This window comes from Corynebacterium matruchotii, from assembly GCF_011612265.2.
GTDB classification, from domain to species: Bacteria; Actinomycetota; Actinomycetes; order Mycobacteriales; family Mycobacteriaceae; genus Corynebacterium; species Corynebacterium matruchotii.
In genome coordinates, this window is the sequence record NZ_CP050134.2 from 2,550,606 (window position 1) to 2,567,313 (window position 16,708).

At 55.6% G+C, this 16,708-nt stretch carries 10 protein-coding genes; 5 read left to right on the forward strand and 5 right to left on the reverse strand.

Annotated features, from left to right (window positions below; genetic code table 11):
- Nucleotides 1-9: 9 nt before the first annotated feature.
- The 3 genes from dprE2 to HBA49_RS11340 all read left to right on the forward strand — a co-directional run bounded on the left by dprE2 (nt 10) and on the right by HBA49_RS11340 (nt 6,328).
- A complete protein-coding gene (gene dprE2, locus HBA49_RS11330) occupies nt 10-777 on the forward strand; it encodes a decaprenylphospho-beta-D-erythro-pentofuranosid-2-ulose 2-reductase (protein WP_005524721.1) in 768 nt (255 codons plus the stop codon).
- Nucleotides 778-897: 120 nt separating this feature from the next.
- Nucleotides 898-2,919 (forward strand): galactan 5-O-arabinofuranosyltransferase, encoded by a 2,022-nt coding sequence (locus HBA49_RS11335; RefSeq protein WP_040431234.1) that lies wholly within the window; start codon nt 898-900, stop codon nt 2,917-2,919.
- A 115-nt stretch (nt 2,920-3,034) separates the two neighbouring features.
- Nucleotides 3,035-6,328: an arabinosyltransferase domain-containing protein gene (locus tag HBA49_RS11340; RefSeq protein ID WP_172458863.1), complete on the forward strand. Its 3,294-nt coding sequence runs from the start codon at nt 3,035-3,037 to the stop codon at nt 6,326-6,328.
- A gap of 1,786 nt (nt 6,329-8,114) precedes the next feature.
- On the opposite strand, the gene HBA49_RS11345 is transcribed toward HBA49_RS11340, so the two are convergent.
- A complete protein-coding gene (locus HBA49_RS11345) occupies nt 8,115-9,047 on the reverse strand; it encodes a PrsW family intramembrane metalloprotease (RefSeq protein WP_005524238.1) in 933 nt (310 codons plus the stop codon).
- Entirely contained in the window at nt 9,047-9,832 is a 786-nt protein-coding gene (locus HBA49_RS11350; RefSeq protein WP_005524089.1) for a hypothetical protein, read from the reverse strand. Before HBA49_RS11350 ends, HBA49_RS11345 begins: the two co-directional genes overlap by 1 nt.
- 89 nt (nt 9,833-9,921) lie before the next feature.
- On the opposite strand from HBA49_RS11350, the gene HBA49_RS11355 reads away from it, so the two are divergent.
- Nucleotides 9,922-11,847, forward strand: coding sequence for a M13 family metallopeptidase (locus tag HBA49_RS11355; RefSeq protein WP_172458864.1), 1,926 nt, complete (start codon nt 9,922-9,924; stop codon nt 11,845-11,847).
- Nucleotides 11,848-11,903: 56 nt separating this feature from the next.
- On the opposite strand, the gene HBA49_RS11360 is transcribed toward HBA49_RS11355, so the two are convergent.
- Nucleotides 11,904-12,527, reverse strand: coding sequence for a CG0192 family protein (locus HBA49_RS11360; protein WP_005524172.1), 624 nt, complete (start codon nt 12,525-12,527; stop codon nt 11,904-11,906).
- A gap of 47 nt (nt 12,528-12,574) precedes the next feature.
- Here HBA49_RS11360 and HBA49_RS11365 point away from each other — a divergent pair, with 47 nt between their 5' ends.
- Entirely contained in the window at nt 12,575-13,468 is an 894-nt protein-coding gene (locus tag HBA49_RS11365; protein ID WP_040431431.1) for an alpha/beta hydrolase, read from the forward strand.
- Between the two features lie 14 nt (nt 13,469-13,482).
- On the opposite strand, the gene HBA49_RS11370 is transcribed toward HBA49_RS11365, so the two are convergent.
- Together HBA49_RS11370 and HBA49_RS11375 are read right to left on the reverse strand one after the other, a co-directional pair.
- A complete protein-coding gene (locus tag HBA49_RS11370; RefSeq protein WP_225866120.1) occupies nt 13,483-14,082 on the reverse strand; it encodes a hypothetical protein in 600 nt (199 codons plus the stop codon).
- Nucleotides 14,083-14,232: 150 nt separating this feature from the next.
- On the reverse strand, nt 14,233-15,615 hold the full coding sequence (locus HBA49_RS11375; protein ID WP_005524095.1) for an amidase domain-containing protein: 1,383 nt from the start codon (nt 15,613-15,615) through the stop codon (nt 14,233-14,235).
- Between the last annotated feature and the right edge of the window lie 1,093 nt (nt 15,616-16,708).

The window sequence follows — 16,708 nt, forward strand, 5'->3', positions numbered from 1 at the left end:
GAAGTAAAAATGTTGAACGCTGTGGGTCAAGCCCAAAGTATTCTATTGCTCGGCGGCACCTCGGAGATCGGCCTAGCTATCGTCACGGAGTTTCTGTCGAAGGGCCCGGCCAAGGTGGTGTTGGCTGCTCGGAAGAATTCGCCCCGGCTTGACAACTCTGTCGCCTTGGTGAAGGCCGCCGGCGCCTCCGAGGTTGAGGTCATTGATTTCGACGCCACCGATTTCGCCAACCATCCGAAGGTCATTGACAAGGCGTTTGCCGGTGGCGACATCGACATCGCTATCGTGGCTTTCGGCACCCTGGGCGACCAGGAGGCCCTGTGGCACGACCAGAAGCTGGCCGTGGAGTCGGCGCAAACCAACTTCACCGGCCCGGTGTCGGTGGGTGTGCTGTTGGCGGAGAAGTTCCGGACTCAGGGCCACGGCAATATTATTGCGCTGAGTTCGGTGGCTGGCCAGCGGGTTCGCCGGTCGAATTTTGTGTATGGCGCCGCCAAAGCCGGCATGGATGGTTTCTATGTGAACCTGGGCGAAGCCCTGCGCGATGTCGGCGTGAATGTGTTGGTGGTTCGGCCGGGTCAGGTGCGCACCAAGATGTCCACCGTTGCTGGTGAGCCCGAGGCCCCGTTGACCGTGAATAAGGAAGATGTGGCCAAGGCGGTTGTTGACGCCGTGGTGTCGCATAAGGAAGCAATCTTCGTGCACCCGTTGTTCCAGCCGGTGTCGTTGGCGTTTAAGGTGATTCCGCAGAAGATTTTCCGTAAACTGCCGTTCTAACCGGTTTTCACCGGTTTTAAGCCGTCTTAAAGGTTTTCCGCCCCCGTTTGAGGATATTCCTAGCGCAGCTAGGAATGTTCGAGGGGGCTTTGTCATGAGCAATGTGAAAGACTAGTGAGTATGACTTTAACGGAATCAGGTCAACGGGACTTCGTTGATACCTCACGGTTACAGGAATATGGTCCCGATGTCTTGAGCACCCCCCGCACCGTCGTCGGCATTATTGCCGCAGCTCTAGGCGGTGCGGTCTTCACGCTGGGGTGCTGGTTTGCGTTGAAAACCACGCACCTGCCGGCCTTTGGGCCCTCCAATGTGACTAAGGCTGTTGGCACGTTTGGGACCGTGCTGGTCTTGCTCACGGTGGCCGGGCTCACCCTATTGTGGGTGTTGGATGAGAAGAAGCAACAACCGCACCCCCGGTGGCGCACCTGGATCACCTATGTGGTCAGCTACCTGTCCCCCGCCGCATTGATCGTCACCACTTTGGCCATTCACTTGGCGGCCACCCGGCTGTATTTGGATGGCATCACGGTGGACCAGGGATTCCGCACCCAGTTCATGACCCGCATGGCCGACGGTTGGGGCCTGTCGGACATGAACTATATTGACATGCCTACCTTCTACCCGGCCATGTGGTTTTGGTTCGGGGGCCGGCTGGCAAACCTCTTGGGCATACCGGGCTGGGAGGTGTTTCAGCCGTGGGCGTTGATATCCCTGGCCGCCGCCGGCTCCACCCTGGTGCCGGTGTGGCAACGGCTGGTGGGCAGCCTGCCGGTAGCCACCGCCATTGCCCTGGTCAGCACGTGCGTCACCCTGGTGATGAGCGCCGAGGAACCCTATGCCGCCATTATTTCCCTGGGCGTGCCGGCCGCCGTGGTGGCCGCCCGCCGGGCATTGGTGGGTCGGAACATGGCCATGGTGGGGTTGATTGTCTACCTGGGGTGTTCGGCGTCGTCCTATACCTTATATACAGCGGTGGTAGCGCTCAGCACCATGGTGATCGCCGCTCTGTTCTCGGGGGTGGTGTTGAAGTCGATAACCCCCATCATCCGATTGGTCATTATCGGGGTGGGGTCCATGGCGATCGCGGCCATTTGGTGGGCGCCCTACTTCCTGGCCATTCTTCAGGGGCGCCCGGTGTCGGGGGCGACCGCCTCGCATTATCTTCCCCTGGAGGGCACGCGGGTGCCACTGCCCATGTTGGCGCCGTCGGTGATTGGGCTGTTATGCCTGATCGGCCTGGTGTATTTGATTGTGCGGTCCAGTAATTATGATGTGCGCATGCTGGGGGTGGCGCTGTTGGTGTTCTACGGCTGGGTGGCGCTCTCTATGGTGTTTACCCTCATAGGGTCGACGCTGCTTGGGTTCCGCATGGATGTGGTGATTGCCACTACCTTGGCGACGGCCGGCGTGTTGGGCGTGGCCGAGCTGCGGATTTATGCGATCCACCAGTGGTTATTCCCCCAAGAGTTCGATGTGAAGACGTCGCGGATGATTACCTGCGTATTCCTGGCAATCCTCATGGTGGGCGGCCTCAGCTATGCGCAAAACATTCCGAACCAGAATGCGGACCCGATTGAGCGGGCATATTCGGACACGGATGGTTATGGGGAACGGGCCGACCGGTATCCGCCGGATTCTACCCAGTACTACAAGCAGGTGGCGGAGTTCATCGACAAGCACATGGGGTTACAACGCAATGAAACCGTGGTACTCACGGACGAATTAAACTTCATGTCGTATTACCCATACCGGGGTTTCCAGGCGTTTACCAGCCACTATGCCAACCCACTGGGGGAATTTGATGTGCGCAACCAAACGATTACGGAGTGGGCATTGGGCAGTTGGGAAAACGCCAACACACCCGAAAAATTCTTGGCAAAAATGCTGGAGGCAAAGTGGCGAGCCCCGCAGGCATTCGTGTTCCGGGCGGACCTGGAATCCTATAAGCAGGACAAAGCCGCAGGTAAAGACAGCAGCGGGTGGGTGTATGACCTGGCCGAAGACATTTACCCGAATAATCCCAATGTGCGGTTCCACGGGCTCCGGTTCAACCCGGAAGTGTTCGTGGGCGACGGCACGGAGTGGGAAGTCAAACAGATTGGCCCATTTGTGGTGGCAGTACGAAGCTTCGCGAGATAACGCAAGGTAGAAGATGGATAACGTAGACGAGAAACAGAGCGATACCCCAATCGACCCGCAAGTCGCGCCCGAGGCAAGCGACGCTTTGCGACGCCAAGTGTGGCGGCAAAACGCCATGTTACGACGGGTGGCCGCCATCAGCGGTGTGGTGGGATTTGTGCTTTTCATGCTCACCCCATTCATGCCAGTGGACCAGGTGCAGTCCTCCCTGACCTGGCCGCAAAACGGGAACCTCAATAGCGTCAACGCACCCCTGGTGTCGTACGCACCGGAAAACCTTGATATCACGGTGCCGATCTCCGCGCTGAAATCCCTGCGTGAGGACGAAACCACGGTGGTGAGCACCCTGCCGTCGACAAGCGAAAAAGCGACCGAACGTGGCCTGTTCGTGCGCTCCGACAAGGGCGCGCTGGACGTAGTGCTGCGGGATAACGTGTTCTTCCAAATGGATGCCGAGGAAGTGGCCGCCCTGCCGCGGGATGCAGTGCTGAAAATCCACTCGGGGTTGAAGGAAACCTGGGTGGAAATTCCCGGCGCCACCGACGCCAACGGTCAGCCGCTGCGCAAGGCCAACGACAAAAAGGACGATAAAGAAGATCTGCGCCCCCAAATTTCCGGCATTTACACCGAGCTGACTGGGGATGCGGAGCCGCTCATCCGGGCTGGGCTCAATGTGCAGGTGGAGATCAATTCCCGCTACACCTCCTCCCCCACCGTGCTGAAATATTTCACCATGATCGGCGGGGTGTTGTGCACCCTGGTGGCGTTGTGGGCGCTGTTCCGCATTGACCGGTTGGATGGTAAGGGCCGGTATCCGTTCTGGCCGAAGGGTTTTTTCCGGCCGCGCCCTTTGGATGGCCTGGTGGCCGGGGTGTTGGTGCTGTGGTATTTCTTCGGGGCGAACACGTCGGACGATGGGTTTATTTTGACCATGGCCCGGGTGTCGTTGGAGTCGGACTATATGGCCAACTATTACCGGTGGTTTGGGGTTCCCGAATCCCCGTTCGGTGCGCCCTATTATGATTTCCTGGCGTTAATGACCCGGGTGTCGACCGCATCCACGTGGATGCGGCTGCCGTCGCTGGTGGCTGGCTTGTTGATCTGGCTGATTGTGTCCCGGGAGGTGCTGCCGCGCCTGGGTGCGGGGATTGCCGCCCGTAGGGCTGCGCATTGGACGGCGGCGCTCATGTTTTTGGCGTTTTGGCTTCCCTATAATAATGGTTTGCGCCCGGAGCCGATCATTGCGTTGGGCACGTTGACCGCCTGGGTGTCGTTCGAACGTTCCATCGAGCAGAAGCGGTTGACGCCGGCGGCTATTGGCACGATCATTGCGGCGTTCACCTTGGCGTGTGGCCCGACCGGCCTGATGGCGGTGTCGGCGTTGCTAGTGACGTTGTCGAGCCTGATTCGGATCATGAACCGGTGGTTGGACTATTTTGGGGTGACGGAGGATTCCACCCGGTGGCAGCGGATCAGCGGGTGGACGGCCATGTTGGCGCCGTTTATGGCGGCCGGCACGTCAGTGTTCATTGCCGTGTTCGGGGATCAAACGTTGGCGAATGTGCGGGAGTCCACCTATGTGCGTGCGGATAAGGGCCCGTCGCTACAGTGGTTCCAGGAGTGGGTGCGCTACGAGGTGCTGTTCCAGCAGGAGGTGGATGGGTCGTTCTCCCGCCGGTTTGCGGTGTTGATTGCGTTCATGAGCATTGTGTTTGTGTTCGCGTCGATGCTGCGGAACGGTAAGGTGCCGGGGTCGAGCCGGGGCCCATCGCTGCGGCTGATGATGATTTTCATCGGCACCCTGTTCTTTATGAGTTTCACCCCGACGAAGTGGACCCACCACTTTGGGGTGTGGGCCGGTATCGCGGCGGCCCTGGGTGGCCTGGGGGCGATTGCTTTGAGCGAGTTCGCTAACCGGTCGCGGCACACCCGCACCCTGGTGTTGGGTGGGTTGTTGTTTATGTTTGCGTTCGCCCTGTCGGGCACGAACGGCTGGTGGTATGTGTCCAGTTACGGTATTCCGTGGTGGGATAAGTCCATCCAGTTCAAGGCGATTGAGGCGTCCACGGTGGTCATGGTGATTTCCGTGATTGTGCTGCTGGTTGGTATTGTGCAATCGTTCCGGGTGGGGTTGGCCACGGAGTTGGATGATGCGTCGGCAGCCTATAAGAAGGCGGATCGGAAACCCAGCCGGTTTACGTTATTATTCTCCGCCCCGATTGCGGCGTTTTGCCTGGTGGCGATCCTGTTTTCCATGCTGTCGTTCGCAAAAGCGTTTATCACCCAGTATCCGGCGTATTCGGTGGGATTGGGGAATATGAACAGTGTTGTGGGGAAGACCTGTGGCCTGGCGGATTATGTGCTGGTGGAGACAAACACGAACGAGTCGTTCTTGAAGCCGCTCACCAGTAAGTTGGGGGATTCCCTCCAGGTGGATAAGAAAACCCGGGGTTTTGAGCCGGATCGGATTCCCCAATTGGGGAGCGACCAGCTGCCGGATCTGGTGAGTGCGGGGGATCGCCTAAATGTGGAGGGTGGCCGCAGCACCACGAAGGGTGTGAATGGTTCGAAGTGGGTGTTGCCGTTTAACCTGGATCCGGCGAAGGTGCCGGTGATGGGCTCGTATACGGTGGGCCGCCAATATTATGCGCAGATCACCACGGACTGGTATGACTTGCCGAAGTCTACGCCGGAGGCGCCACTGATTGTGGTGTCGGCGGCGGGCATTATTGAGGGTGTTGACGCTGATGGTGTCACCCAGGAGGGCCGGAAGTTGCTGTTGGAGTACGGCAAGAAGAATGCTTCCGGTGGGGTGGATAAGTTGGGTGAAACCCAGATGCTGGATATTGGCCCGAAAAAGAAGTGGCGTAACCTGCGGCTTCCCATTGATGATCTGCCGAAGGATGCGGATGCGGTGCGTATCTATGCTGAGGATGATTCGCTCGACCCGGAGCAGTGGCTGGTGGTGACGCCGCCGCGGGTGCCGAAGCTGGATTCGTTGAATTCGGTGGTTGGCAGCACGGAGCCGGGGTTGTTGGACTGGTCGGTGCCGTTGCAGTTCACGTGCCAGCGGCCGTTTAGCCACTATGCGGGTGTTGCGGAGATTCCCACGTTCCGTATCCTGCCGGACTATAAGGGGAAGCGTTCAGGCGCCAGCTTCGAGGATTATCATGGCGGTGGTGTGTTGGGCACCGCGGAGTCCGTGAATTATTCCTATGAGTTGCCGGGTTATGCCAAGGATGATTGGTTGCGTGACTGGGGTTCCCTGGAACTCTATGCGTTGCGCCCGAATTCGCAGGGCCAGACGCCGGATGTGGCGCGCATTGACCGGACCACGAAGACCCGGTGGGGTTGGTGGTCGCCGGGGCACCAGAATATTGATACGGATAAGAAGGATTATTTGAATTAGTCCTTCGCTTGACGACGCTCACCTCCCGGTGGGCGTCGTTCCGCTTCTCCCACCCCATCTGCCTGCCCGCGCCTGCCAGCCCACATCTGCCCCCCTCTGTGCGCCTACCCCCTGCCCCCCTGCCCCCGGCGCTGCACATGTTCTAAGCTTGGTTTCCCATTTCTATGTCCACCAGCTCCTGGGGGTTTGCCGCCTTTGCACAAAACACCATGCTTAGCAAACCTGCGACCCTCTTTGAAAACGGTAACGCCACAGCACCGCCTAGGGCTTCATACCTTCTAAGCATGGTTTTCAAAATCTGCTGCCCCAACCCCCCAGGAACCGACATGCCCGCCAAGGAAAGACCATGCTTAGAACATATGCAGCAGTTAGATAGGCGAGTGGACCAGCCCCTAGCACATGTTCTAAGCTTGGACTTCTATTGGTGGCAGTTCAACCTGGAGGAGTCAGTACACCCTCGGAACGGAAACCATGCTTATCTAATCTGCTGCCCCAAGGTACCGTATGCAGCATACATGCTAAGCATGGTGTTTGAGTCTTGCCGTCCCAAATCCCCTGGAACTGACATGCCCTCAGGGTGGAAACCATGCTTAGAACATATGCAGCGCCGCCCTGGGTTGCCGTAGCATTTCCCCTAAGCCTGGTTTCGTTCAAAAGGGTGAACTTCCAGGGCACCCGGAGGGGGTTTTACAGCTTAGGGGTTGTGCTGCCAGGCGGGATGAATATGGCTTCATGTCTGATAAGCATGGTGTTTGAGGACTTCCAGCCTGAATCCCCTGGAGTCAATGTGCTCGCCAGGGAAAGACCATGCTTAGAACATGTGCAGCAGTCCGGTATGCGGGTGGGCCAGCCCCTAGCATATGTTCTAAGCTTGATCTTCCATTGGCGACAGTTCAAACTCTCAGGAGTCAGTACGCCCCCAGAACGGAAACCATGCTTATCTAATCTGCTGCCCCTAAGGCGTCTCGTGCAGCATACATGCTAAGCATGGTTTTTAAAATCTGCCGCCCTAAACTCCCAGGAACTAACACTCTCTCGGGATGGAAACCATGCTTAGAGCATGTGCAGCGCTACCCTGGGTTGTTGTAGCTTTTCCTCTAAGCTTGGTTTTTGTTTAAAAGAATGGATTTTCCGGGGTGCCTGGAGGGGGTTTTGCGGTTTAAGGGGTTATACTGCGCTGATGTTGAGCTGGGGTTTGGAGTAGCAAAGATCTTACCTACTAGGAGTTAGGCGGGAGGGAGTATGAAGTCAAGCTCAGGACTTGTGCTACCAGGCGGAATGACTAAGGCTGCATGTCTGATAAGCATGGTGTTTGAAATCCGCCACCCCAAATCCCCTGGGAACAACATGCCCCCGGAGCGGAAACCATGCTTAGAACATTTGCAGTAATCAGGTGCACAGATCAGCCATCACCAGCACATGTTCTAAGCTTGGACTTCTATCAACGACAGTTCAAAATCCCCTGGGATCAATACGCCAATCAGAACAAAACCATGCTTATCGAATCTACTACCCCCCAATAGCTGCGGCAGACCACCCAAGCAGCAAACCTTCTAAGCATGGTGTTTACTCTGGGAACGCGTCGACTCCTAGGGGTTCAAGGTGGCGGTTTCCAAACACCATGCTTAGAACATATGCAGCCCACAGCTGCATAAATGCACATCCACCAGCACTCCTCCTAAGCTTGGGTTCTGGTTTTGGCGCATTGCCGTGCCCAGATCGGTGTCGCCGTATTGCCGTATTGCCGGTCTCCCGGAACCCAAGCTTAAGGGTGGGGTGCCGGAGGTTATTGCGTCGAAAAGCCTTCGGGGGGTTGGACACCGGGCATGACCTGCGTGGCGGGGGGCGCATCGGGCGCAGGCTCTTCCAGGGAGGCCAACGGCAAGTGGGGAACCGTGATGGGGCCGCTACCTTCGGTTTTGATTTGGCGGACGCAATGCACCCAGCACGACAGGAATGTGCCGTAGAGCACGATGGCAACACCAACCCACCACACGATCTGGAGGTTTCCGGCGGAAATGATGGTGTTCCAGGCGAAGTGGAGGAGAAAACTCGTCCCCAAGCCACCGAACATGTATGCTAATCGCTTGCGCATGGGAATGTCGGCAAGGTAAATGGCATAGCCGATCGCTAGCCCGGAAATCGCCGTCAAACACATGTGCAGGCCAGGACCGGCAACCGTGCGATATCCCCACACGGATAGGGCACCATCCACATCCGAATTCGGGTCAATCATCGCCCCGAAGCTCCCATAGACTATGTTTTCGAAAGCTTCGAAACCCAGGCCCACCATGCCGCCGACCACGAACCCGTGCCATGGCCTGCTGAATCGCTGCGACACAATGAGAATAAGGGCGACACCTAAGAGTTTGGAAATTTCTTCCGGGTAGGCCCCGCCAAGGGCGGCCTCGAAAAACATCAGGTTGAGCCGCTTCAGCACCGTGCTAATGGGCGAGCCGATCACCGACACCACCCCAACCGAGGCGCACCCACCCCAAAGTAGGCAGGTCAGGTACCATTTCCAGTTGAGTTCTTCCGGCCACATGGGCGATACCCGAAAAATTGCGGTGCCGACTATCAGGTAGGCGATGAATCCGGCCAGGTTGATAAGGCTTACCGGCGCGTCCACCAGGAAGGCGCTCATGCCGATGCTGAATAGTGAGACGATCACCCCAAGGACCACGCTGACCAGCAGCACGGTTTTTCCGTAACGCAGCATTAGAATCCCAACTCCTGTTCTCCCTGCATGGGTTTGATGAGCGGCTGAAGCATGTCACCGCCGTCACTGCTATCCCCCTCACCAGCACCACCAGGCTCGCCGCCAGAGCCGGATTTGCCGTCAGCATCAGGGTTGCCTGCCGCAATTTCCGCCGCCCCGGAGTCGGCGACGATTCGTGCCGCCGCCGCGTAATCCACATTGTCGCCCTGAAGGTGTCGGTCTTCCCGCACCAGGTTTGTCATCAGCAATTCCGCCAATGATTGGCGTTGTATTGGGGCACCGGTCACGGTCACCAGGAGGCTTTTACCGTCTTTGTCGCCGGTGCCGGTGAGAATAAGGACCGTTTGGCTTTCGTCTTGCCCTTGCCGCGATAGCCGCTCCATTTGGCTGTACCGAATATTGCCGAGTTCTTTGATCTGGTAGTCAATGTCCATGATTTCCTGCAGGTGGCCGCGGATGGCCCGCCGGAAGGTGCGTTCCGGTTCCCGCCCGGATTCAATAATTTTCGAGGTGACGGCTATCCGGTTGACTCCGCAGGTCCAGGTGCCGGATTGTTCGAGTAGTGAGACGGTGCCGGGGCATTCCAGTGTCGTGTCGTGTTGGTCGGTGACGGGGACTGCCCAGTCGGCGCTCTCAAGCCCGAGGGTGACGGGTATTGTTTCGCCGTCGTTGTCGGGGATTGTGAGGTAAAGTACCGCCGGCAACAGTAGCGCGCACAGTACGAGGCCGGTGAACCCCAGCCAGGTTTTTGTGGTCCCGATGGGGCTAACACGATAAAACGCCATGACTCCAAATTTACAGTGTTTTAGTAGGCTTTATAGTTTTCGGTTTGTAGTTATCATTTTTGTCTAAGCTAGACACCATGACAATTTTGATGACTGATTTGTTCCGGTTCGTCAACGAAGGTTGGCTTGCCACACACGCCATTCCCGATGATCGCCCGATTGATGGCACATTCTACCAATTGAGTGAGCAGGCAGAGTTGGATGTTTATGAGATTGTGAAGAATTCTCCAGATTCTCGCGCCGGCAAGCTGTTTCATTCGTTCATGGATACCGAGGCGATTGAGGCCGCCGGCATCGCACCGCTTGACCCCGACTTGCAGCTTATCGACGCCGTGACCAGCGTTGATGAGCTTGTTGCGGCTTTCGTGAAGCTGTGTCGCACTGGCGTGGACGTGCCGGTGGGCGCGTATGTGGCCAAGGATTCCGGCTCCGATGACGCCATCCCCTACCTGGCCCAGGCCGGCCTGGGCCTGCCCGACGAGGCCTACTACCGGGAGCCGATGCACCAGCAAACCCTGGCCGCCTACCAGCAGCATGTGGGCACCATGCTGGCGTTTTTGGGGCTAGATGCCACCGCAGCGGAGCGGGTCGTCGCCCTGGAGAAAGATATTGCGGCCGGCCACTGGGATGTGGTCTCCACCCGGGATGCGGTGAAAACCTATAACCCCACCGCGCTTGCGGATCTTCCGGGACCAGTGCGGGACCTGATGGTGGGAATCCTCCAGGGCACCACGGACAAGGTCATTGCCAGGATGCCGTCTTTCCTGGATCATGTGGCGGGCCTGCTCACGGCGGACCGGTTGGATGATTGGAAGCTGTGGGCGAAATGGCATGTGTTGCGCGGCCGGGCCGGCCTGCTCACGGATGAGATTTCCCAGGCGAATTTCGCGTTCTACGGCACGGTACTCACCGGCACCCCGGTGCAGCGAGACCGGTGGAAGCGCGGCCTGGATCTCGCCGACAGTTATGTGGGGCAGGAGATTGGTCAACTGTTTGTGGCCAAGCATTTCCCGGAAAGTTCAAAAACCGAAATGGTGGAGTTGGTAGATTACCTGGTCAAGGCCTACCACGAACGGATCAGCCAGTTGCCGTGGATGACCCCAGCAACCCGAGAACGAGCCCTGGAGAAGCTGGCCAAGTTCCAGGCCAAGATCGGCTACCCGGATAAGTGGCGGGATTACACCGGCCTGGAGTTCGAGTCGGATGGGGCTGCCTTGGTGGAAAACGTGCGCCGGGGTTCCGCATTCCTGCACGACTATGAGTTGAACAAAGTTTCGAAGCCTTATGATCGTTCGGAGTGGTTTAGCACCCCGCAGACCGTGAATGCGTTCTATAATCCGACGGTCAACGATATTACGTTCCCCGCCGCTATTTTACGCCCACCGTTCTACTCCCCTGACGCCGATGCGGCGGAGAATTTCGGGGCGATTGGCGCGGTGATCGGCCACGAGATCGGCCACGGGTTTGACGACCAGGGTTCCCAATATGATGGTGACGGTAATCTGCATTCCTGGTGGTCTGATGAGGATCGGGCGGCGTTCACGGAACGCACCGCGAAGCTGGTGGACCAGTTCCAGGGTCTTGTTCCCACATCGGTCCGGGAGGCTGGTATTGAAACCACCGGGGTGAATGGCGAGTTCACTCTAGGCGAGAACATTGGTGACCTGGGCGGTTTGGGCATTGCCATTGTGGCCTACCGCATGTATTTGGCCGATCGGGGTTTGACCTTGGCGGATGCCCCGGTCCGCCCGTTTGTTGCCGAGGGTGGTTCGCCGGAGTTAGCGAAGCACGAGTTTTCGGGGTTGCAGCGCCTGTTTTTGGCGTGGTCGCATGTGTGGCGGTCGAAGACCCGCCCGGAGTTGGATGTGCAGTTGATGGCGTCAGATCCGCATTCGCCCTCGGAGTTCCGGTGCAATGTGATTGCGGGGAATGTGGCCGAGTTCTATGAGGCGTTTGAGGTGCCGGCGGATGCGCCCATGTTTATCGCCCCGGAGAACCGGGTGACCATCTGGTAACCCGACCCCAGCAGGCCACCTAGCAACGGGCCCGGCCGACCAAGCTGGGCCGCCCGCTAGATAATGAGCTCGGCAAACACGTAGTGGTCGCCGGTTTCGGGATCAATTCCGATGAGTGCGGTTTCGGGCATCCCATTCTTGTCCGCGGCAGCCGCCGGGATGACCGGCACTTGGGTGGGCAGGCTGAGCGAGAAGGCTTTGTGGTTGCCGTTAACGTCGATGTGGCCGGTGACTACGGTGTCGGCGATCTTTTTCAGGTGGATATTGCCCAAGGTGAGGGTGTCTACCCCGGCGGTGCCGGTGCCGCGGATTTCATAGGGTGAGGTTTTGCCGTCGGATCGTTGCACGTTGGTGTCACCTTCGAGAATGACGCGAATGATTTCGGTCACAGCCACGGGGTCGGCGACGATTTTCGTAATGTGCCGGGTGCCGAGGTGGCTGTGTTCGGTGGTGCCGACTTCGTGCGTGTCACTGATGCGTTGTTCCCGGTAAGTGACGGGAAACTGCAAAAGGGCACCATCGGTTTCCCGGACCAAGAGGGTTTCGATGCCAACCTTGCCGTTAGGGTCGACGAACCGGAAGGCACCGATGTTGGTGACCGGCCCGAATTGTTGGTGCAGGATTTCGTCTTTGGTGGGGTTGAGAGTCGCCGTGGGGTGAATCTTCGCAATGCGTTCCATAGTTGATTTCCTTTTCCCTGGGGTGGGTATTTAGCTACCATAATGCCATGAACGAAAACGATAGGGTTTCTGCTTCGTGGGAGGAAGAGGATCGGGCGGCGTTCCAGGTGGGCGGCGTCGACCGGGAGTTATCCCCCGAGCAGCAATTAGAGCAGCTTGCCACGTATATTCATGCCCATTATGAGGCGCCGGCGAAGAATCCGCCGTGGTCCGATGATCCGTCGGACCCGGTGGCGGCCGACACGTTTGATGCACGGTTGCCGGACCGGCTGACGCATTCGGCGATGCTGATGTTGGGGGCGGCGGTGGATCACAGCATGCCGGGTGTCGCGTTTGCGCAGGGTGTGACGGCCCAGTCGGTGCCGGAGATCAATGCTCAGGTGTTCGTGCCGGAGTCACCGAATGGCCGGTATGCGGTGTCGCTGCATCCGGGCGGTTGGTGGAAGGGTTCGGGCGTGGCCTTGGAGAATGCGTGGCGCCCGGAGGTCGCGGCGGTGGCCCAGCTGTCGGGCGTGACCATGGTGGATGTGGATTATCCGCTGGTGCCTGAGGCGTCGCTGCCGGAGGTGATGTCGGCGGTTGCGGACGCCGCGGCGTGGGCTCGTCGTCAAGCTGGCTGGGTGGGCGCGTGGGGTTATTCGTCGGGTGGCGCGTTGGCGGTCTTGTGTGCGCAGCTTTTCGACGCCCTGGCGTTGACGTTCCCCCACCTTGACCTGACCGTGCTGCCTGACGACGTGCGGGCCGGCGTCGACGAGTTCCCGACCACATTGCCGCCGACGTTTATCCAGGTGGCCAGCAACGACACGATCGCGGGCCGCTATGAGTGGGCGGAGGCCCTGGCGGTCAAGGTGACGGAGTACGTGTCGGAGCATCGCGTGTCGACGCCCAAGGTTGCCCGGCAGCGAGTCATGGATGTGGCCGAATTCCTCAAGAGTGTTTAGCTTGGTGCCCCACCTTATATGGCGGTGGGGCATTGAGGCTCCCGGTCGGGATCGTATGTGTACAACGATCGAGAGGAATTTGCTAGTGGGAATTTGATGGGATCAAGTATTTGATCTTCCATCACTACATAGTCATCAGGATGAGTGGTACTGGGACTAAGCGTTATTTTGTGGGTGTCGGTGGCATTGCTGTAGGAGTCAGGCTGCTTGGACGAGTAGCATTTCATAATCATGATGTTGACAATGGCGGTTATTGCCCCGTTTTGTTCCTGTTTGGTGCTATAGAGGCTGAAGCTACTCACAGGCACGCCGGTGGTGTCAGAAATGATTTTTCCCCGAAGCTCCACGTTCGAACGCTCGTATTTGGTGAACATGGCTCGTTCTTGTGGCACACCAGGTAGTGATTTGCTGGAGTTGGGGCAATGTTTCAGGGAGCAGTCTTGATCAGACCATTCTGCGTCGAGGGTTTGTAGATAAGTTGTTATGGCCGTTCCTACCGACTCATCCACAGACGTACCCGCGGATTCTTGGGGAAGCGTGGGGCCAATGAGTGCCTGCTGTTTTTCATAACGATAGTCTTCATAAATATAGGTACTTATAAAGGCAATCATCATAATCATAGTTATCAAACCAATGGAAATCAACATTTGTTTTGATAATCTTAAGTTTTTCATTATTTACCACATGCTTCTAAAATTCCTCCAAATGATTAAAGGATATAGCGATGATACTTTCATTGCTATATCCCATTATTCATGAGTGTATCACCGTGTTGTGATTGCGTACCACCGAGCCTTTTCCAAATTTACACCCGCTTCACGAGCAAATTTTTGAGATTCATAAAGCGTGATGTTATTGCGATTACTCGTCTTTTGAGAAATACGCGGAGTGGTAAAACGATTCTTTGGCGAATCAGTACCGGTAACAATCATCGTGTGATCCAACTCCCCATCAGCTTTCTTACCTTCACGACTATCCCAATCAACAAAGATCAAATCACCTTTTACAGCAAACTCTTTCTGCGCCAGATCTCGGTAAGGACTATGCTGCTTCGCATATACGTATAGGTTTGCGGCAGCACCCCACGTGTGGCTGTGTTTTACCTGCCCATCAATATCTTTCATATGAGGGGTCCAAATATTCGGGTCCCTAGCCACATTTACAGGAGCTTCCATGAATTCCCATCCGCCTGCACGCAGCGCTTGAGAGGCAAAATTAGTACAATTATTTTCCAAAATAGGATACGCAGGATTCATAACATCAACATCTGGATTTGGATTCACTTTTGGGCTTGTCCAGTGCAATGCATAAGCAACCATTTTTTGAACATCTGGTTTCTTCTGCTGCGCATCCCAAGGTAATGATACTTGTTGCATAGTGGCCACTTCTTTATCCTTATGCACAGGCAACAATGCAAAATCAGCATCTACTGAATTTTTTACCGGACGATTGGTACCGGTACTTTCAGAACCTAAAATTTGATCGGAAGAAAGGCTCTTGAATTCTGCATCAGATGGAATACTTTCTGGATGTGATTCTTCTTGTGGTTCTGGATCAATTGTATCCTCAACCACTGCAAACAAATTCTCCGGATTCGGGGACAACGTCAACGTATGAGTATCAACCATGTAGCTGGGTTCATCATTATCACTTTCATAAGTTTTAGTAGTACCCACAGCTACGGAGACTGTTACTTTCCCATCAGCATTCATCTTGGCATCTTTAACGCTGATTGTGCTCTTCGCAGTCTTGATCGGCAAACCAAAGTCTTTCATCGCATCCCGCACCCGCAAGATTGTAGCTTCAGCTTTCGTGAATTTCGGGTTTTCGCCGGAATTCTTCCTCTCATCCCGGCCCTTCTTCGAGGAACCCCCAAAACTCGACCCCCGCTGAGACTTCTTATCCCCCGATGACGCGAACACCGAACTACTAGCATTCACACAACTCGACAACGAACAATTCGAATCCGTCCAATGCGAATCCAACAAATCCTGATACGCAGTAACCACCTTCGTCACCACATCAAGATCCACCTCAGCACCAGCAGCAGACACCACCGGGGCAGACCCCAGCGCAAGACCGGCCGCCAGAATCAGCGTCCCCCCCCACGCCACAAACGAAGTTTCGCCTTCATAACTTACTCCCAAAAATAGAACTTACCTTGGATGTGCAATGCTGAGAACATCAACACATCTGCGACCCTACGACACGCATCATCACACCGTCCACCCCTCACCAACAGCACGGGGGTACGAATCGAACACCTAATCGATATACACCAACCAGCAATTTTAAGGAAAACATATCACACTACCAGGACATCTTACCTCATAATTAACCCTTGCTTATCCGAAAATACAATTAATAAGCTTTACCCCCGTTACAGCGTTCATACTGACCTATAAAAAATAATTTATATATCCCAACGTTACATATTCACTACCACGCTCAAAAAACGATACAGATCATGTAAGCTGCGGAAATAAAAAATTCTAGCAATAGTAAGGCAGGCAATACTATTTGAAAATAACTAACAGTAGAAAATATAGGCAGGACTTTACCGCCACGAGAGCCAAGTAAACTCATTACTAAAGTCAAAAATTAGAACATATATTCCCCATAATCATATACGGGAGACATAATCAATCATCACATACCCTAATCATAGATAATACTTAATATAGAATAATAATCCCCCTCTGCTATCAAGCTATTTTTTTCTGAATATAAGAAAAATACCGCAATCAATCATCATTAAAATGTATTCCACACTAAAGAATCACTGCAAAGCATGTCGTTATTTAGCATATACTTTCGAATTCTCTCTAAAACCGCTGTCAGGTATCAGATTCTTGAATGCTGGGGTGGGATGGGCTCAACACTTCAGCAACCATTATCGAAGCTTATTCAGCGTCCCCAAACATGACCAGTCTCTGGAAGTAAAGAAAAACAAGCCAGATGGCACCGATCCTCCACCTGTTGGTATAGAGAGTTTCCTTAGCGACTGGATAAGCTGCCTTCAAGTCTTCACGGGGAGATAATAGTAATGGATTTTCCTGAACTGGCCGATAAACTCGCCCCTAAACTCTATAAGAGATTCAATCCCACTACGAAATAGCTAACGGATGTTTCAAGATAGTGCTAACGTAGCGAAGTCACGACAACTTCTCATCCAAGTTATTCAACGCACTCAACATCAGTGGTATTTTCCGCTTGCTTTGACCAAAAAAGTATAAGGTA